Raw genomic sequence first — 19,332 nt, forward strand, 5'->3', positions numbered from 1 at the left:
ACGTTCGATATCTTCTTCTGCCATCACTGCCTCGGGCAGATCGATTTAAGGACCGCGAAGTAACCTGGTCAACCTGTTACCCATGTCCCCGCACACCTGTCACCCATGTCCCCGGTCCATACACGCTTTTTGTCTTGGGGCGGCCCAAGACAAAAAAAAACGGCCCGCCGGATCAACGGCGGGCCGCGAGCAGACCGGGCGCTGTTCGCGCCCGGGCAAGGGGAAGATGGTTTTAGCGGGCCAGGGCTTCGGGCTCGACGCCCTTGATCAGGCCAGCCAGGATTTCGACTTCGGCGTCGGTCAGCTCGGTCAGCGGGCTGCGCACCGGGCCGGCCGAGTGGCCCACCAGGGTGGCGCCGGCCTTGATCATGCTGACGGCGTAACCGGACTTGCGGTTGCGCAGCGCGATCAGCGGGAAGTAGAAGCGCTTGAGCAGGTCGTTGACCGTGGCGTGATCGTTGGCGCGGATGGCTTCGTAGAAGCGCACTGCGGTGGCGGGCACGAAGTTGAAGACGGCCGACGAGTACGTGTTCACGCCCATCGCCAGGTAGGCGGGTGCGAAGATTTCGGCGGTGGGCAGGCCGCCCACGTAGACCAGACGATCGCCGATGCGGTTGTGGACCGACATCATCAGTTCGATGTTGCCCACGCCGTCCTTGAAGCCGATCAGGTTCGGGCAGCGGTCGACCAGACGCTCGAGCGCGTCGGCGTTGAGCTGCGAGTTGGCACGGTTGTAGACCACGACGCCGAGCTTGGTCGATTTGCAGACCGCTTCGACGTGATCGACGATGCCGTCCAGGCTGGCTTCGGTCAGGTAGTGCGGCATCAGCAGAATGCCGCTCGCGCCGTTGGCCTCGGCGGCCTGCGCGTAGCGGATGGCGGCGCGCGTGCCCTGGCCTACGCCAGCGACGATCGGGGTGTCTTTCTTGCAGGTGTCGGTGGCGGTCTTCACGACCTTGGCGTATTCGTCGACTTCCAGCGAGAAGAACTCACCGGTGCCGCCGGCCGCGAACAGCACCGAGGCGCCGTAGGGCATCAGCCATTCGAGGCGTTGACGGTAGGTCTGCTCATTGAAGTCGCCGTTGGCGGTGAAATCGGTCACCGGGAACGACAGCAGGCCATTGCCCAGGAGATGTTTGAGGGCGGCGTGGTCGAAATACATGGAATTCTGCTCCGTGGTGTCAAAGCGCCGCGGGCTCCCCCGGAACCGGATGGCGGCGTTCATCGTGTTGGGTCGTGCCACCGGGTCACCCGACCCGGCCTGCATGCAACCAGACGGTGGAACTGCTCGTCGCCGCCTAGTTGTACGACATCGTATATCTAATTTCGGCGCAAGACAAGCGTTGGGCCTGACGGCGAAAAAATCAGCGGTCCTGGGCGCGGCGCAGGCGCTCGCGGCTGTTGCTCAGGTGCATGCGCATGGCGGCGCGGGCCGCCTCGGGATCCTGGCGCGAGATCGCCTGCCAGATGTCCTCGTGCTCTTGGTTGACCCGCGCCAGGTACTGCTCACGGTCTTCGTGGGCGATGCGGGCCGAATTAATGCGGGTACGCGGAATGATGGCCGAGCCCAGATGCGACATCAGATCGGCGAAGTAGCGGTTTTCGGTGGCCTGCGCGATCAGCAGATGGAAGCGGAAATCCGGGGTGACGGTGTCGCCCCCCTGCGCCAGACAGCCCTTGAACTCGTCGAGGGCGCGCCGCATCTCGCTCAGCTGCATGTCGCTGCGACGCAACGCGGCCAGGCCCGCCGCCTCGCTTTCGAGGCAGATCCGCAGCTCGAGCAGCACCAGCACGTCGCGCACGGTGGCGATGTCGGCCGGGTCCACCCGGAAATCGGTGCCGCCCGAGGGCTCGAGCGCGTAGGTGCCCACGCCGTGGTGCGTCTCGACCAGCCCCGCCGCCTGCAGCCGGGACAAGGCTTCGCGAACCACGGTCCGGCTCACGCCGAACTGGCGCATGATCTCCGACTCGGTGGGCAGCTTCTGCCCCGGCGCGATCTCCCCGCCCCGAATACGCTCGGTGATCGATTCGACCAGGCCCTGCGCCAGATTACGCGGACGACGCTGCGGCACCGCTGCGGTTTGGGAGGCATTGCTCATCGAGGGGGTATCCCGGGGTGGTGTGATGCTGGAGGGTAAAACTTCGCGGCCGATTATACCGCCGGCACGTTGTACGATAACGTACCAGATACCGGCCCGCCTCGGGACGCCCGGCGCACCACTACGACACGCCTGCGGCCGGCGCGGGCGTTTCTTCCAGGCACAGCACGAAGCGCGTGCCGCGGCCGGGCTCCGATTGCGACGATTCCACGTGCAGCGTCCAGCCCTGCATGTCGCAGACGCGCTTGGCGATCGCGAGGCCCAGGCCGCGCGGCACCGCGCCGGCGCCGGCCTCGGCGGAGTCGCGCAGCCGCCCGCTGTAATAGCGCTGGAACACGAACGGGAGCTCGTCGGGCGCGATGCCGCGGCCATTGTCGGCCAGCACCAGCGCGCCTCGCACGTCGAGCGAGGCCACCAGTTCCGCCGGCGCCGCGTGCTCCAGCGCATTGCGCACCAGATTGCGCAGCACCGTGAGCAGCGCGTAGCGGTCGAGCATGCGCTCGACGCCGTCCGGGATGGCATTCACGAACTGCAGCCCCGCCTGCTCGGCGTTGACCTCGAAGCCTTGCCAGGCGTCGCGCATGCAGCGCGACAGATCGACGGACTCGGCGGCGCGAGGCTCGTCGCGCGCGAGCGCGCGTGCGCTCTCGAGCGATGCCGACACGCTGTCGACGTGGTCCACGATGCGCTGCAAGCGCTTGCGGGACGCCGCCGGCAGGGTCTCGTCGAGCAACATCATCTCGCCGTCGGAGCGGATGCCCGCCAGCGGCGTGCGCACCTCGTGGCTCAGATTGGCGGCAAACTCGCGCTCCCGGGCGATCGAACGGTCGACCTGATTCTGCACGCGATTGAAGGCCTCGATCAGGCGGCCCGCCTCGTCGTCGCGCTGCACGGCCAGGTCGGCCGACCCCGGCGCCCAGGTGGACAGCCGCTGGGTCAGGTCGAGCATGGGGCTCACCGCGATACCGGCCACGCGGCGCGACAGCCCATAGGCCAGCACCACGCAGATGGCGCCGATGCCCAGCACGAACAGACCGAAACTCTGCACGCGCTCCTCGTTGTCGGTGGCGTCGTACAGTAAATAGAGTTTGCCCTGCTGATTGCCGACCGAGGCCACCATGACGTGCCAGGTCTCGGCGCCCGGCTCCAGCAGATGCAGGCCGTTGTCGAGGCCGCGCAGCGGCTCGGGCAGCACCGCATCGCTCTGGTTCGGCTCGATCAGCCACGCGCGCATCGAGCCACCGAGCTCGCGCGGGCCCTGCCGCGCGTCGGGCAGAAAATACTCGCCCGTGCGCAGATGCTGGGCCAGGCGCTCGGTTTCGGTGGTGAGGATGTCGTTGACCAGATCGTCTTCCATCTGGTCGAACGTGAGATAGGACAGCAAGGCGAGGACGGTCACGAACACCGTGACCGTGCCGGTCAGCGCCCACACGACCCGCTGGGTCAACGCTCCGGAACGGCTCATGCCTCGATCCTCAGGCGGCCGGCGACAGGAGGCGCCAGCCCGTGCCATGAACGGTCTCGATGCCGTCGAAACCGGCGTCCGCCAGCGCCCGGCGCAGCAGATGCATCTGGCTGCGCAAGGCATCGGAGGCGGGCGGCTCGTCGCCCCACAGCACCGACTCCATTTCTTCGCGCGACACCACCCGGCCCGGGTCGCGCAGCAGGGTCTCGAGGATCAGGGTGGACTTGCGCGCCAGATGCACCGGCGTGCCGGAAACGGTGACGTCGCGCGTGCGGGTATCGAGCGCGAGCGCGCCACAGCTCAGCACGGCATCCACGACCGCGCCGCGGGCGCGCAGGATCAGCGCCTGCAGGCGCGCGTGCACCTCGGCCAGCGCGAAGGGCTTGGTCAGATAGTCGTCGGCACCATGGGCGAACCCGGCGAGCTTGTCGTCGAGCCCGTCGCGCGCCGTGAGGATGAGCACCGGCACCGGCAGGCGCCGCTCGATGCGCATCGCGTGCAGGACCGCATGGCCGTCCAGGCCCGGCAGGCCCACGTCGAGCACCACGGCGTCGAAGCTGTGTTCGCCCAGCATGGCGAGCGCCGTGCGGCCGTCGTAGGCGGCATCGGGCATGAAGCCCTTGCCCTGCAGATACTCGTAGAGATTGCCCGCGATGGTGAGATCGTCTTCGACGATCAGCACGCGGTAGTTCGGGCCCGCTGGCGCCATGATCCGCTCCTCGCCTGCGTCAGGCCGACGCCTGCAGCACCTTGCCCGGGTTCATCAGGCCATTGGGATCGAGCGCGTGCTTGATCCGCTTCATGAGATTGAGCTCGATCTCGCTCTTGTAGCGCGGCAGCTCGTCACGCTTGAGTTGCCCGACGCCGTGTTCGGCACTGATCGAGCCGGCGAAATCCATCACGCTGCGATGCACGATGTCGTAGACGCCCGGCTGCAGCGCCAGCAGGTCGGCCTCGGTCTGGCCGGGCGCGCGCGCCACGTTGTAATGCAGATTGCCGTCGCCCAGATGGCCGAAGATGACGTTGCGCACGCCCGGGAAACTCGCCTGCAGGGCCGCGTTGGTGGTGTGCACGAAACGCGCGATCGACGAGATCGGAATGGAAACGTCGTGCTTGACGGCCTTGCCGAGCTCCGCTTCGGCCAGCGGAATGCTTTCGCGCAGATGCCAGATGGCCTGGCTCTGCGCCAGATTGGCCGCGATCGCGGCATCGGTCACCAGGCCGTCTTCGATGGCGGCGCCCAGCACGGCCTCGAAGCGCTCGCGCGCGTGCGTCTCGCTCTCGCTGTCGGAGAGCTCCAGCAACGCGAACCAGGGCGAGCGCGTGGCATCGCCCTCGAACGGCAGGCGCTGCTGCGGAAACAGCTTGATCACGGCCTGCAGGCAATCGCCCGCCATCAGCTCGAAGCCCGTGAGCGACGCGCCGAAGCCGGCTCGGGCGCGCGACAGCAGCTCGACGGCGTCGTCGATGCTGTCGAGCGTCAGCAACGCGGTGCACGACGCGACGGGCAACGGAAAGAGTTTGAGCGTGGCCGCGGTGATGATGCCCAGCGTGCCCTCGCTGCCGACATACAGGTCGCGCAGGTCGTAACCGGTGTTGTCCTTGCGCAGGCCGCGCAGTCCGTGCCAGACCTCGCCATCGGCGGTCACGACTTCGAGCCCGAGCACGAGCTCACGCGCATTGCCGTAGCGCAGCACCTGGGTGCCGCCGGCGTTGGTGGCGAGGTTGCCGCCGATGGTGCAGCTGCCTTCGGCCGCCAGACTGAGCGGAAACAGCCTGCCCGCCTGTTCGGCCGCCTCCTGCACGGCCTGCAGCACGCAGCCGGCCTCGACGGTCATGGTGTCGTTATCGGTATCGATGGCGCGCACCCGGTTGAGCCGGGCGGTGCTCACGATGACCGCATCGCCGCGGTCGTCGGGGGTGGCGCCGCCACACAGCCCCGTGTTGCCGCCCTGCGGCACGATCGGCGCGCCGTGCGCGAGGCAGGCCCGCACCACGGCCGCGACCTCGTCGGTGGAGCCCGGCCGTACCACCGCCAGTGCGCGGCCCCGGTAGCGGCGGCGCCAGTCCTGCTCATAGGGCTCGGCGTCGGCGCCGGTCAGGACGTGGCTCGGTCCCAGGAGGGACTGAAGATCGGTAAGCAGCGACATGATGTTCAGCTCGCACGGAGCCGACGGCGAGAGACCGGTCGGCGGGTCCAGGAATGCGGCCTATTGTAGTGTCAGCGGCGCTGCGACACCGGGGTTCAACTGGCGGCCCGGTGGTCGCTCCAGTCGGTGATGCGATCGAGCCGCGAGCCGGTCAGGCCCGAGCAAAAGGCGGGCGAGGCGATGCGGTTGAGCAGAAAGGCGCGCTCGGGCACCGCCAGGCCGGGCATGTCGCCGATGGCCTGATAGGCGCGCCGCAGCGCGTCGCCGCGGGTCGTGCCGCAAACGACCAGATGGGCATCCGGCCGTCCGGACGCCACGCAGGCGCCGATCCGGACGTCGAGCGTGTGAGCGGAAATCGGCTCGAGCACGCCGGCGCCTTCGTCGGTGTCGTGTTGGAGTGCCGCCTCGAGCACGCGGAACATGCCGGTCGCGTCATCGAGCGAAAAGGCCACGGTGCCCAGCCCGCGCCAGCCACGGTCGCGGGCGATGCCGCAGGCCGCGGCACGCAGTGCCTGCTCGATGCCGTAGGCCAGGCGCGGCGCCGGGCACTCGGCGATCAGCACGCGCGCCTCGCGCCACACGCTGCGCTCCCAGGGCCGGCCGGCCTGGGTGACGCGGGCGTCGGAATACACCTGGATGTCGAGCCGGCGTTCGAGCCCGGGCGCGGGCGCGGATTGGCCGTTGGATCCGCCCGGCGGGCGACGCCGGCGGCTCGCGCCGTGCGCGATATCGACCAATGACACGTTGGCACCCATGCGCCACCTCCATTCAAATTCACCTAAAGCGTATCACTTCTCGCGTGACACCTTTGGACACTTGCAAGAAGCGTGCCCGGCGCCCCTATGGCGGCGCGTTCGGGCATCCGCACGTCAGGTTTTACGCGCATGCACCAGGATGCGGCATGGCATGGTGCTTGCTTTGCACCGGGTTTGCCCCCCTTACGCCCCGTGGCATGACGTCGATGCGTCGCCGTATTTCACAAACGCGCCGTGCCCGAATCGGGGATAATCACGTTCATGTACACCGGAGCGCCCCGAAAAATGACGCAGTGGCGCCTGGTGACAACGCATACACCAAGGAATAACCCACGTGTCCAGCAATCCGCAGTTCCCCGCCTCGGTCTATAAAGCCTACGACATCCGCGGTACGGTGCCCGATCTGATCGACGAGCGTTTTGCCCGCGCCCTGGGTGGCGCGCTGGCGGCACGCGCGCGCGCGGCAGGCATCGGCGCCCTCGTGGTCGGGCGCGACGGCCGGCTCAGCAGCGAGTCGCTCTCGACCGCGCTTCAGGAAGGCATTCTCGAGGGCGGCGTCGATACGCTGGACATCGGCCAGGTGCCGACCCCGCTGGTCTACTACACGGCCTATGCCGAAAAGACCGGCTCGGGCGTGGCGATCACCGGCAGCCACAATCCGCCCAAGTACAACGGCTTCAAGATGATGATGGGCGGCAGCGCCCTGTATGGCGACGACGTGCTCGCCCTGCGCGACGCGATGCACGCCCCCGAGGCCGTCGCGGCCGGCGGCCCCGGCAAGCGGCGCGTGCTCGACGTGGTGCCCGCCTACCTCGAACGCATCGTGTCCGACGTCAAGCTCGCCCGGCCCATGAAGATCGCGATCGACTGCGGCAACGGCGTGGCCGGCGCGATCGCCCCCGCCCTGTTCCGCGCGCTCGGCTGCGAGGTCACCGAGCTGTTCTGCGAGGTCGACGGCACCTTCCCGAACCACCATCCCGACCCCGCCGATCCGCACAACCTCGAAGACCTGATCCGCTGCCTGCGCGAGACCGACTGCGAAATCGGCCTGGCATTCGACGGCGACGGTGACCGTCTCGGGGTCGTCACGAAGTCCGGCCAGATCATCTGGCCCGATCGCCAGCTGATTCTGTTCGCACGCGACGTGCTCGAGCGCTGCCCCGGCGAAACCATCATTTACGACGTCAAGTGCAGCCGCCACGTGGGCCTGGCCATCGAAGCCGCCGGCGGCAAGCCGCTCATGTGGCAGACCGGTCATTCGCTCGTGAAGGCCAAGCTCGCCGAGACCGGCGCCCCGCTGGCCGGCGAAATGAGCGGCCACATCTTCTTCAAGGAGCGCTGGTTCGGCTTCGACGACGGCCTCTACACCGGCGCGCGTCTGCTGGAGATCGTCTCGCGCCACGCCAATCCGTCCGAACCCCTCGAGGCCCTGCCGCAAGCGGTCAGCACGCCCGAACTCAAGCTCGAGATGGAAGAAGGCGAACCGCACGCGCTGATCGCCCGCCTGCAACGCGAAGGCCAGTTCGACGGCGTCACCAACCTCGTCACCATCGATGGCGTTCGTGCCGAGTACCCCGACGGCTTCGGTCTGGCCCGGGCCTCGAACACCACGCCCGTGATCGTGCTGCGCTTCGAAGCCGAAAACGCCGAAGCGCTGGCCCGCATCCAGCACGACTTCCGTCAACAACTGCTCAAGCTCGCCCCGCACGCGCGCCTGCCCTACTGATCTTCATCCCGGCGCAATGACTTCTTCACTTACCCAAGGGCCTGCCTGGGCCGCATACGTAGACGCCGTCCAGTTGGCTCAGGTCCATGGAGAATCGTTGCGCGTGATCGAGGCCGGCGGCCTGCAGGTCGACCTGAGCGCGCAGCCTCAATCCGAGGCGCTCGACCAGGCCGGCCTCGCGCTGCTGGCCCAGCAGGACTTCACCCGCGCGCGCTCGGCATTGTTCGATGGCGGCCAGGCCAACTGGACCGAGCGCCGCGCGGCGTTGCATACCGCATTGCGCGCGTCCGAGCCGCCGCCGTCCGTCGCCCGCGCTATCCTGGGCGAGCGCGAGCGCATGCGCGCCTTCGTGGCGCAGCTCGACGCCACCCAGTCGTACCGGCACGTGCTGCATCTCGGCATCGGCGGCAGCGATTGGGGTCCGCGCATGGTGCTGCGCGCCTTGCGGCACGGTGGCGTGAAGCGCGACATCCGCTTCGCCTCCAACGTCGATTCGCACGCGGTGGCGGATGCCATGACCGGTCTCGATCCCCATCAGACCCTGGTCATCATCGCCTCCAAGTCCTTCACCACCACCGAGCCGCTGGCCAACGCGGCCGTGGCCATGGACTGGCTGCGCGCAGCGGGCATCGAAGATCCGGTGCGCCAGGTCGTCGCGATTACCGCGAACACCGACGCCGCGCTGGACTTCGGCATCTCGCCCCAGCACGTGTTCCGGTTCTGGGACTGGGTCGGCGGCCGCTATTCCCTGTGGTCGGTGATCGGCCTGCCGATCGCGCTGGGCCTGGGCTGTGACACGTTCGATGCCTTGCTGGCCGGCGCCGCCGATATGGATCAGCACTTCGCCAACGCGGAGCTCTCGCAGAACGCCCCGGTGCAGATGGCGCTCGCGGGGCTGGCCAACCGCAGCGTGCGCGGCTTCGATTCCCTGGCCATCACGCCGTACGATTCGCGCCTGGAGCATCTGGTGCCGTGGGCACAGCAGCTCGAGATGGAATCGCTGGGCAAGGTCGCCACCGCCGACGGCAGCGCCGTGGGCGTGCCGACGGGCCCCGCCGTCTGGGGCATGACCGGCACGGACTGTCAGCACACGTTCTTCCAGTGGCTGCACCAGGACAGCCTGGGCGCGCCGGTCGACTTCATCCTGAGCGCGCGTCCCGATCACGATTACGCTCAGCACCACCAGCTGCTGATCGCCAACTGCCTCGCGCAACGCGCGGCACTGTTGCGCGGCAAGTCTTTCGAAGAGGCCTTGCGCGAGTCGCTCGAAGTCGAACCCGATCCCGACAGGGCGGAACAACTGGCCCGGCACAAGGTGCATCCCGGCGGCCGGCCGTCGACGCTGATCGTGTTGCCCTGCCTCGATGCGCGCTCGCTCGGCGCCCTGCTCGCCCTGTACGAACACAAAGTGTTCACGCAAGGCGTGCTGTGGGGCATCAATCCCTTCGATCAATGGGGGGTGGAGTTCGGCAAGGCGCTGGCGCGCAACATCCTCGGTGATCTGAACGGCTCGAACGAGGGTTCCGACCAGGACCCCTCGACCCGGCACTGGATCGCCACGCTGGCGGGACCGGGCACGCCTTCGTGCTGAAGCGGGCCCCGGCCCGCGTCGAAGGCCGCGCAACGCGGCCCGGACGGGTCCGGGCCGGCACCGCCCTCACGACTTCGCGATAAGACGCGCGTAAATCTCGAGATGCCGGCGGCAGACGTCGGCGATCGAAAACTCGCGTTCGGCCAGACGCCGCCCGGCGGCACCGAGGGCCTGGCGCCGCGTGGGATCCACCGCCAGGGCCGCGATGGCGCCGGCCAGCGCGGTGGCATTCTTGGGCGGCACCAGCAGGCCCGTTTCGCCGGGCTCGATGGCGTCGCGGCATCCCGGCACATCGGTCGTCACGACCGCACGACCGCAGGCGGCCGCCTCGATCAGCGACTTGGGCAGCCCTTCACGATACGAAGGCAACACGGCGATATGGCTCGCGGCATAGAGGTCGGCCACATCGCGGCGTTCGCCCAGCACCTCGACCAGACCCTCGTCCCGCCACCGCTGCAGTTCCTCCGGCGTGACCGACGCCGGATTGCCCGGATCGATACCGCCCGCCAGGCGCAGGCGCACCGGCAGGCCCTGTTCGCGCAGGAGGCGCGCGGCCTCCACGAACTCGAACACGCCCTTGTCGCGCAACAGGCGCGCGACCATCAGCGCCACCGCCGGTTCGGGGGGCTCCGGCTCGGCACGATACTCGGCCAGATCCACCCCTGAGCCACGAATCATTTCGACCTGATCGTCTCGCACCGCGCCGACCTTGCCGAGCAGTTCGCGATCGTTGGCGTTCTGGAACACGATCTTGCTGTTGCGGTGTCCGAGCGCGAGACGGTACAGCACGCTGACCACGCCACGCACCAGCGCGGCCTTGCCGCCGCGGGCCACGAACACGAAGCCCAGGCCGGAGATCGCCGCGACCATCGCCGGCACGCGCGCCAGCCGCGCCGCCAGCCCGCCGTAGAGCACCGGCTTGATCGTGACGAGGTGAACCAGATCGGGGCGCAGGCGCTTGAACAGGCGCACCAGCGCCATCAGCGTGCCCAGCTCCTGCAGCGGCTGCTTGCCGCTGCGCGTCATGGGAATCGCATGATGGGTGAGCCCCAGCGCCTGAATGTCGGCCACCGCGGGGCCGTCCATCGTGGCCACATGCACGTCATAGCCTTCGGCCTGCGCGGCAAGCGCCAACGGCGCGCGGTGCGACATGAAGAAGGCGGGATTATTGACAACGAAAAGCAGCGTCTTGCTCATGATGCGGCACGTCCTTGCGCGATCTGGCGCCAGACCTCGCCGTATGCCTGCACCATTCTTTCGAGGTCGAAGTGCGTCAGCACCCGCTCGCGGCCGGCGGCGCCGGCCGCCGTACGACCGACCTCGGCCACACGCAGCAACATGGTTTGAATGCCCTCGGCCAGCGCGCGCGCATCCTGGGCCGGCACCACACGGCCGGTGTCGCCCACGATGTGAGCGGCATCACCGACATCGGTCACCACGCAGGGCGTGCCGCAGGCCATGGCCTCGGCCACGACGTTGGGAAACCCTTCGGCGCAGCTCGACAACACATGCAGGTCCAGGCTGTTCATCACCGCGGGCACATCGTCGCTGGGCCCCGCCAGCAGCACGCGGCCGCGCAATCCTTCGCGATCGATCAACGCGCCCAGCTCGGCGTTACCCGGCGCCATGCCGCGGCCCACCAGCACGCAACGCAGGCCCGCGTCGCGGTGTTCGCGCACGAGGTGTCCCACCGCGCCCAGCAGGTTGGCGTGATCCTTGAGCGGATCCCAGCGCGCGACGCAGCCGATGAGCGGGACATCGGGCGCGACGCCCCAGATCTCGCGCATGCGCGCGCCGGCGGCGGCGTCGGGCGCGTAACGCGAGAGGTCGTAGCCATTGGGAATGACCACCATCCGATCCGCGCGATATCCGAGCTGCTGATGCCGCCGCGCGGCATCGCGCGCGGCGCACACGATGGCTGCGGGCACGCGGCCGGACAGGCTGGCGCACATGCGCAGCACCAGCCGCGCCGAGCGGCTGCTGCGCGACAGGTGCTCGCCGGAATTACGGATGCCCCATGCGACGGCGCGTATGCCCGCCAGGCGGGCGGTGACGCCGCCGATCAGGTCGGCGTGGTACATCCACGTCTGCACGGCGTCGGGGGCCTCTTCGCGCAGCAGGCGGCGCAGGGCACGCACGCCTTCGAAGGTGACGCGCCCGCGCGGCATGTCGAGCACATGCACGGGCACGCCGGCCGCGCGCAGACGCGCGCCGTAAACGCCTTCGTCGGTGAGCGAGATCACGAAATGGCGATCGCGCTGGCCGGTGTGCGTGGCAAGGCGGAACAGCACCGATTCGGCGCCGCCCTGCCCCAGTCCCGTGATGATGTGTGCAATGCGCATGCGCTTTCCTGATCTCAGGCGGTCACGCGCACTTGCGCGAACAGATCGTCCCATTCGGCCAGCACCGCGGCCAGCGAATAGCGGCGGCGGACCGATTGCGCCCCCTGCTGACCCAGCCGGGCCCGCAGGTCGGGATCGCGCATGAGCGACGCCAGCGCCGTACGCAGACCGTCGCGATCACCGGGCGGCACCAGCAAGGCATCCTGGCCCTTGCGGGTGATCTCTTCGGGGCCGCTGGTGCAATCGAACGTCACGGCCGGCAGCCCCACGGCCATCGCTTCGAGCAGCACATTGGGAAAACCTTCGACGGCCGAGGTCAGCACGAAGGCCTCGCCGCGCGCCTGCTCGACCCAGGGCTCGGCGGTGCGGCCGGGCAGATGCACGCGTCCGGCCAGTCCGGCGGCCTCGACCTGCGCCTCCAGCTGCTCGCGCATCGGGCCTTCGCCCCAGATCCACAGATCCCAATCGGGGAAGTCCTGGGCCAGGCCGGCGTAGACATCGATCAACAGGTCAAACTGTTTGTCGGGCACGAGCCGGCCCATCGCGATCAGGCGCTTGCGTTCCTGGGCCGGCGCACCGACCGTCGTGATCGGTGCGTCGAGCAATTCGGGGGGCAAGGGATTCGGAATGACCTCGAGGCGCTCGATGCCCGGCACATCGCGGGCAAAGGGCTTGGCGGTGGCGTGCGCCTGCACCGTCACCATCGCGGCGCGCGGATAGAACCAGCGGCGCAGCTTGCGCCAGCGCGAGCTCACGGTGCCTTCGGCCACGGGATTGGTGCGCTCGCAGGCGATCACGGGAACCTTGACGCCGAGGGTCGCGATGATCGCGGCCACGTTGACGTTGGTGAGGAAGGACACCACCACATCGGGCTTGCGCTCGCGGATGATGCGGCGCATGGCCCACAGGCGCCGCAGCGCGGTGATCGGGCCGGAAGAGCGCTCGCCGACGACGTCCGCCAGCCACAGCAATTCCACCTTGTCCGACAGCGGATAGAAGCAGCTGCCCTTTTCCGAGTAGGTCGGCATGAGCGTCACGGCATCGCCGCGTTCGGCCCAGGCACTGACCAGGGTGGCGGCGACGCGTTCGGCGCCGCCCGCATGCATGGAACTCACCAGCATCAATATTTTCATCGTCCCGCGCCCTCGCTCAGGCGCGGGGCGGGGGGATCCACGGCATCGCCGCGTCGGTGTTGATCGAGCCAGGCCTGCATCATGAGTACTCCCCAGAGATGACTATTCCAGTTGCGATGGCCGCTCTTGTGCTCGCGCCACTTGCGCAGGATGGGTTCGGGCTCGAACCAACCTTCCTGGCGCAAGCGCGCGGGGTCGAGCAGCGCCTCCGCCCAATCGCGCAAGGGGCCGCGCAGCCAGGAGGCCAGCGGCACCGCGAAACCGCGCTTGGGGCGATCCACCAATGTCTGCGGCACGTGGCGATACAGCAGCTGGCGCAACAGCCATTTGCCGGTGCCGCCGCGCACCTTGTAGTTGAACGGCAGTTGCCAGGCGAATTCGAAGACCCGGTGATCGATGAGCGGCACGCGCGTCTCGAGACTCACGGCCATCGCCGCGCGGTCCACCTTGACCAGGATGTCGTCGGGCAGGTAGGTGACGGCGTCGAGCTTCATCATGGCCTCGAACAGCGAGCCCTTGAGCGGATCCTCGAAGATCGAGCGGGGCTCGACGCCCCCCTTGACCACGCGGCCCGGGTCGGCCCAGTAGGACACGAACTGCCGATAGAACTCGCCCTCGTTGTTCGCGCTGAGCAGCTCGCCCAGCTTGCCGACCTTGCCACGCCACGCGCCGGAGCCCGGGAACGCGGCCGAGCCGCGCATCACGGCGCCCCCGAGGTGGCGCAGCGGCGCGGGCACGCGCCCGAACTTGTGCCACCAGCTATTCACCCGGAAATAACGCGAATAGCCGCCGAACAGCTCGTCGCCCCCGTCGCCCGACAGCGCCACGGTCACGTGCTGGCGCGCCATGCGCGTCACCAGCGAGGTCGGGATCTGCGACGAGTCGGCGAAGGGTTCGTCGTACATCTCGGCCAGGTGCGGCACCACGGCCAGGCCATCGGCCGCCGTCACGTAGAGCTCGGTGTGATCCGTGCCCAGATGCGCGGCCACCGCCTTGGCGTGCTCGGCTTCGTTGTAGCCTTTTTCGTGAAAGCCGATCGCGAAGGTGCGCACCGGCTTGCTGCTCTGCGCCTGCATCAGCGCGACGATGGTCGAGGAATCGATGCCGCCCGACAGGAATGCGCCCAGACTCACATCGGACAGCATCTGTCCGCCCACGGCACGGCCCAGGACCTGTTCGAGCGCGTCGACCGCGTCGGCGTCTTTGGCAAACGACAGCGGATTGCGCTGGCCGGCCTCGGCGGCCTCCAGCGCGGACCAATAAGCCCGCGGCTGCGGCATCTCGCGGCCGCGCATCTGCGATTCTGAAAACTCGAGCCAGGTGCCCGGCGGCAGCTTGCGAATGCCCTCGTAGATCGATTGCGGCGCGGGGATGTAGTTGTGCCGCATGAACGACGCCAGGGCATTGCGATCGATGTCGCGCCCGAAGCCCGGCACCGGCGCGAAGGCTTTGAGCTCCGAGCCGAACAGCAGGTTCGCGCCGCTGAAACCGTAGTACAGCGGCTTCTCGCCCATGCGGTCACGCATGAGGCTGAGCGTGCGGCGCTCGCGGTCCCAGAGGGCGTTCGCGAACATGCCGGTGGCGGCCTTGAGCATCGCCTCCACGCCACGCGCCGCGATGTAGGCCAGCACCGTCTCGGTGTCGGAATGACCGCGCCACGCGGGCGCCTGCCCGGCCGCTTCGAGGTCGGCGCGCAGCTCGAGATGGTTGTAGATCTCGCCGTTGAGGATCAGCACATAGCGGCCGCACGGCGACACCATGGGCTGATGCCCGGCTTCGGTCAGGTCGAGAATCGCCAGCCGCACATGCGCCAGCGCCACGCCGGCGTCGCGATCTTCCCAGAAACCGTTGCTGTCCGGCCCACGATGCCGGATGCGCTGGCAGCTCTGCGCCAGGATGGTTTCCTTGCCCTCGAGGGGGCCCCAGATACCGACAATTCCACACATGATGTAGAGGATCTCACCTTCGTCGAACGAAGCATCGCGTCAGCCGCGGCGGCCGGCACCCAATGCGTCGTCGAAAACTTTCTGCCACAGACCGAGCACATGCTCGGCCGAAAAACGGTCGCGGACATCCTGTGCGAGCTCGCCCATGCGGGCGCGCCCGGCCGGATCATCCATCATGCTCGACAATGCCTTGGAGAGCGAAATGGCGTCGCCGACGGGCCGTACCAGCACGCCGTCGACCTGATCGCGAATGATCTCGCGCGGGCCGGTGTCACAGTCGAAGCTTACCGCCATCAGCCCGCTCGCCATCGATTCGAGCAGGGTGTTCGACAAGCCCTCGAAATGCGAAGACAGCGCGTACAGATGTGCCGCCGCGTACCAATCGCCGACGTTGCCGACGCGCCCGGGCATCTGAATGCGTTCGGCCAGGCCAGCCGCATCGATGCGAGCCTGCAGATCGGCGCGCTCGTTGCCCTCGCCCAGCAGGATCAGGTCCCACTCGGGATGCTGCTGCGCCAGGCGCGCGAAGGCTTCGATCAGCACGTCGAACCCCTTGTCGGCATGCAGCCGTCCCACACCCAGCACGTACTTGCGGTCCGGACGAACGGTGGGCGCCACCACGGGCTCGCTGCGGGGCAGCGGCCAGTGCACCGGGTTGGGAATCACGGCCAGGCGGCAACCCGGCACATGGGTGTCGAGCCATTCGGCCGTGCCGCGCGTGAGCGCCACGACGCGGGCGGCGCGCGGATACGTGAGGCGGCGCAGGCGCTGCCACATGCCGGAGAGCGTCTGCGACGGCGGGTGCGTATGTTCGGTGGCGATGACGCGGCAGCGCAGCCCGCGGGCGGCCAGCACCGCCAGCACGGACGCCGTGGTCATCATGCCCAGCACGATGTCCGGCCGGAACGACTTGATCAGGGCGCGCAGCGCGGCCACGCGCCGCAGATTGGCCAGCACCCCGCGCAGTCCGCCGCCCTCGCCCGCCGTGTTCAGAACACGGCGCTGCACGCGCGGGTCGAGGGTGTAGACATCCCCCTCGGCGGGCGCCTGCGTCACCAGCATCACCTCGCGCCCCTGTGCCACCCAATGGGCGCTCAGGTCGGCGGCCACGCGCTCGGCGCCGCCGCCATGCAGCGAATGGATGAAGATCAGCACGCGAGGACCGGCGGCCAGCTCGGACATTCAGTTTTGCTCCTTGCCAGACTCGGTGGGCGGTGCATCCTGAACCGGACGCAACGCGACGACCACATAGCAGACGTACGACAAAAGATACATGAGGCTCGTGGCCAGCATGATGCCCTGCGTGCCCATGCGCGGCGCGAGCACCAGATTCATGCCGGCCTTGAGCAGAAAATTGGCGACCGCGATCGCGGCCATGATGCGATAGCGGTTCTGACTGGCCAGCAGCTGCACCAGGATCAGCACACCGAAATAGAACGGCAGCTGCAGCAGCCCCCAGCGGAAAACCTCCGCCACGGTCTGCGTGTTTTCGGCGGTGAAGGCGCCGCGTTCGAACAGAATGCGCACCCCCCACGGGGCCAGCCACCAGCCGATCAGCACGGCGACGGCACCCGCCACCACCATGAGATACGACCACTTCAGCGCCATCGCGCGGGCCCGCACGCGGTCGCCGCGATGCTGGACATCGGCCAGCACCGGCAGCGCGGCGCGTCCCACCGACACCGCGCCGATGCCGAGCACCAGCGACAGCAGCCGGCTGGCGTAGCCCAGGGTGGCGTTGGCGTTGGCGCCGAGATTGGCCGCCGCGTATTGATCGAGCGGATTCACGAAGCTCATCGCCACCTGGCCGATCAGCATCACGCCCGCGGCGCTCATCAGCTCGGGCCAATGCGGCGACCGCAACGACAGGCGCGGCGCGCCCCAGAAGCCCTGGTCGGCGCGCGCGGCGAGCCAGGCCAGCCACACCATCTGAATGACGTAGCCGACCAGCGTGCCCCACAGCAGCGGCCCGACCTGATCGGGGCTGAAGGTGGCCAGCATGACCCAGCCGAGGGTGGTGATCGCGGGTACGCTGTCGAGCAGCGTATTGACGTGACGCTCGTGCGAGCGCAGCCGCGCCGCGCTGATACCGGCCACGAGCAGGATGGCCGACACGGGCGCGAACGCCCACAACAGCTCGCCCGTCATGGCCGACACCGCCGGCGACAGCCCCTTGCCAAGCGAACCCAGCACGAAGGGCCATGCAAACCAGGTCAGCAGCCCCAGCAGGATCCCGCCCAGCAGCGTCCAGGCCTGGAGCTCGGAGACGAACAGGTCGCGTTCTGCGCCGCCTTCGCGCCGCAGCTTCACCAGCACCGGAATCAACACCACCGACAGCACGCCGACGATCGTGACCGGCAGCCAGTTGGCCATGGTCATGGTGAACTGATAGGCGTCGACGGCGTCGCTCACGCCGTAGCGATAGGCGACCGCCATCTCTTTGATGGCGCCCGCGGCCTTGCCCAGAATGAGAAAGACGGCAACCCGGAACGCACCCCTGAAGATTCGCTGGTGGTCCGGATGGATGTTGCCGAGCTTGCGGATCAGGGCTTTCAAATCAGGTCAGGAATCGCACGTACCAGGGCATCGCGGCTTCCAGCCCGCCCAGGATGTCGAACTGCGGCGCATAGCCCAGCAGACGACCGCCCTTGCCGATGTCCGCCTGCGAGTGACGCACGTCACCGGCGCGGAAGTCGGCATGCACGACGTCCTGCTCATAGCGCACGCCCTGACGGCCGAGGCTTTCCTTGAGCATGTCGAACAGCTGATTGAGCGTGGTGCGGCCGCTATAGGCCACGTTGTAGACCTGGTTGCGCGCTTCGCCGGTCGCCATGGCGGCCAGGATATTGGCCTGCACCGCGTTGTCGACGTAGCAGAAGTCGCGGCTGGTCTCGCCGTCGCCGTTGATCGTCACCGTCTGGTTCTTGATCATCGCGGCGGTCCACTTCGGGATCACCGCGGCGTAGGCGCCATCCGGATCCTGGCGGCGGCCGAACACGTTGAAGTAGCGCAGGCCGATCGTCTCGAACCCGTACGACTTGGCGAAGACGTCGGCGTAAAGCTCATTGACGAGCTTGGTGACCGCGTAGGGCGAGAGCGGCTTGCCGATCTTGTCCTCGACCTTGGGCAGATCGGGATGATCGCCGTAGGTGGAGCTCGACGCGGCATACACGAACGCCGACACCTTGGCGTCGCGCGCGGCGACCAGCATGTTCAGGAAGCCGCTGATGTTGACTTCGTTGCTCGTGATCGGATCGGCCAGCGAACGCGGCACCGAGCCCAGCGCGGCCTGATGCAGCACGCGATCCACGCCCTCGACGGCGCGCTTGCACGCATCCAGGTCGCGGATGTCGCCCTCGATGAACGAGAAGCGCGCCCACTGCTCGGCGCTCACGAGGCCGCGGACTTCGTCGAGATTGCGCTGATGGCCGGTCGCGAAGTTGTCCAGGCCGACCACCGTCTGGTCGAGCTTGAGCAGGGTCTCAATCAGGTTCGAGCCGATGAAGCCGGCGCAGCCGGTCACCAGCCATTTGCGCGGTTCGGCGCGCAGCTGGGCGCAGACCGATTCGTAACGGGTGCTCGTGGTCATCGTCGCGCCCCCGATCAAAGACGCAGGTCCGACGCATCGGCCGGCAGCACGTACTTGAGGTCGTACAGGATGTGCTTGGCCTTGCCGAGCTTGCGGATCTCGTCCGCGCCCATCTTGACGAACTCTTCGTGCGACACGGCCAGAATCACGGCGTCGTACTTGCCGGCCTGCGGCGATTCGATCGGCGTGATGCCGTATTCGTGCTCGGCCTCTTCCTTCTCGACCCAGGGGTCGTACACGTCGACGGCGACGTTGTACTCACCGAGCTCTTTCACGATGTCGACGATGCGCGTGTTGCGCAGGTCGGGGCAGTTTTCCTTGAAGGTCAGGCCCATCACCAGCACGCGCGCGCCTTCCACGTAGATGCGCTGCTTGGTCATGGCCTTGACCAGCTGCGACACCACATAGGCGCCCATCGAGTCGTTCAGGCGGCGGCCCGCGAGAATGATCTCGGGGTGGTAGCCGATGGCCTGCGCCTTGTGCGTGAGGTAGTACGGGTCCACGCCGATGCAGTGACCGCCCACCAGACCCGGACG

The 19,332-nt window shown here is 68.1% G+C and carries 16 protein-coding genes; 2 read left to right on the forward strand and 14 right to left on the reverse strand.

What is annotated here, in order from left to right; genetic code table 11:
- Positions 1 to 232 precede the first annotated feature (232 nt).
- The 6 genes from kdgD to CAL25_RS22045 all read right to left on the reverse strand — a co-directional run bounded on the left by kdgD (position 233) and on the right by CAL25_RS22045 (position 6,469).
- A complete protein-coding gene (gene kdgD, locus CAL25_RS22020) occupies positions 233 to 1,162 on the reverse strand; it encodes a 5-dehydro-4-deoxyglucarate dehydratase (protein WP_094804049.1) in 930 nt (309 codons plus the stop codon).
- Between the two features lie 202 nt (positions 1,163 to 1,364).
- Positions 1,365 to 2,099 (reverse strand): FadR/GntR family transcriptional regulator, encoded by a 735-nt coding sequence (locus CAL25_RS22025; RefSeq protein ID WP_094804051.1) that lies wholly within the window; start codon positions 2,097 to 2,099, stop codon positions 1,365 to 1,367.
- Between the two features lie 121 nt (positions 2,100 to 2,220).
- A complete protein-coding gene (locus CAL25_RS22030; protein WP_094804053.1) occupies positions 2,221 to 3,564 on the reverse strand; it encodes a sensor histidine kinase in 1,344 nt (447 codons plus the stop codon).
- A 10-nt stretch (positions 3,565 to 3,574) separates the two neighbouring features.
- Entirely contained in the window at positions 3,575 to 4,273 is a 699-nt protein-coding gene (locus CAL25_RS22035; protein WP_094804055.1) for a response regulator transcription factor, read from the reverse strand.
- Between the two features lie 19 nt (positions 4,274 to 4,292).
- Entirely contained in the window at positions 4,293 to 5,714 is a 1,422-nt protein-coding gene (locus CAL25_RS22040; protein ID WP_094804057.1) for an FAD-binding oxidoreductase, read from the reverse strand.
- Positions 5,715 to 5,809: 95 nt separating this feature from the next.
- Positions 5,810 to 6,469 (reverse strand): BPTD_3102 family carboxylase-like protein, encoded by a 660-nt coding sequence (locus tag CAL25_RS22045; RefSeq protein ID WP_094804059.1) that lies wholly within the window; start codon positions 6,467 to 6,469, stop codon positions 5,810 to 5,812.
- Between the two features lie 334 nt (positions 6,470 to 6,803).
- On the opposite strand from CAL25_RS22045, the gene CAL25_RS22050 reads away from it, so the two are divergent.
- Both CAL25_RS22050 and pgi read left to right on the forward strand, forming a co-directional pair.
- Entirely contained in the window at positions 6,804 to 8,195 is a 1,392-nt protein-coding gene (locus CAL25_RS22050; protein WP_094804061.1) for a phosphomannomutase/phosphoglucomutase, read from the forward strand.
- A gap of 16 nt (positions 8,196 to 8,211) precedes the next feature.
- Positions 8,212 to 9,786 carry a glucose-6-phosphate isomerase gene (pgi, locus tag CAL25_RS22055; protein WP_094804063.1) on the forward strand — a complete coding sequence of 525 codons (1,575 nt, stop codon included), beginning with the start codon at positions 8,212 to 8,214 and terminating at the stop codon, positions 9,784 to 9,786.
- 66 nt (positions 9,787 to 9,852) lie between these two features.
- On the opposite strand, the gene CAL25_RS22060 is transcribed toward pgi, so the two are convergent.
- From CAL25_RS22060 to CAL25_RS22095, 8 genes are all read right to left on the reverse strand, one after another.
- Entirely contained in the window at positions 9,853 to 10,983 is a 1,131-nt protein-coding gene (locus tag CAL25_RS22060) for a glycosyltransferase family 4 protein (protein ID WP_094804065.1), read from the reverse strand.
- The gene (locus CAL25_RS22065) at positions 10,980 to 12,128 is read right to left on the reverse strand and encodes a glycosyltransferase family 4 protein (protein WP_094804067.1); all 1,149 of its coding nucleotides are present in this window, start codon (positions 12,126 to 12,128) and stop codon (positions 10,980 to 10,982) included. The genes CAL25_RS22060 and CAL25_RS22065 overlap by 4 nt, the downstream gene beginning before the upstream one ends.
- 14 nt (positions 12,129 to 12,142) lie before the next feature.
- Complete coding sequence (locus CAL25_RS22070) at positions 12,143 to 13,261, reverse strand: glycosyltransferase family 4 protein (protein WP_094804069.1); 1,119 nt, start codon at positions 13,259 to 13,261, stop codon at positions 12,143 to 12,145.
- Positions 13,258 to 15,207, reverse strand: a complete 1,950-nt coding sequence (asnB, locus tag CAL25_RS22075; protein ID WP_094804071.1) for an asparagine synthase (glutamine-hydrolyzing) — start codon at positions 15,205 to 15,207, stop codon at positions 13,258 to 13,260. Before asnB ends, CAL25_RS22070 begins: the two co-directional genes overlap by 4 nt.
- Positions 15,208 to 15,246: 39 nt before the next feature.
- Positions 15,247 to 16,389, reverse strand: coding sequence for a glycosyltransferase family 4 protein (locus CAL25_RS22080; RefSeq protein WP_094804073.1), 1,143 nt, complete (start codon positions 16,387 to 16,389; stop codon positions 15,247 to 15,249).
- Positions 16,390 to 17,763, reverse strand: coding sequence for a murein biosynthesis integral membrane protein MurJ (gene murJ, locus CAL25_RS22085; RefSeq protein ID WP_094804075.1), 1,374 nt, complete (start codon positions 17,761 to 17,763; stop codon positions 16,390 to 16,392).
- Between the two features lies 1 nt (position 17,764).
- The gene (locus CAL25_RS22090) at positions 17,765 to 18,796 is read right to left on the reverse strand and encodes an SDR family oxidoreductase (RefSeq protein ID WP_094804077.1); all 1,032 of its coding nucleotides are present in this window, start codon (positions 18,794 to 18,796) and stop codon (positions 17,765 to 17,767) included.
- Positions 18,797 to 18,810: 14 nt separating this feature from the next.
- On the reverse strand, positions 18,811 to 19,332 hold a 522-nt coding region (locus CAL25_RS22095; protein WP_283162771.1), incomplete at its 5' end, for a UDP binding domain-containing protein.

Source organism: Bordetella genomosp. 5, assembly GCF_002261315.1.
GTDB lineage: Bacteria > Pseudomonadota > Gammaproteobacteria > Burkholderiales > Burkholderiaceae_B > Bordetella.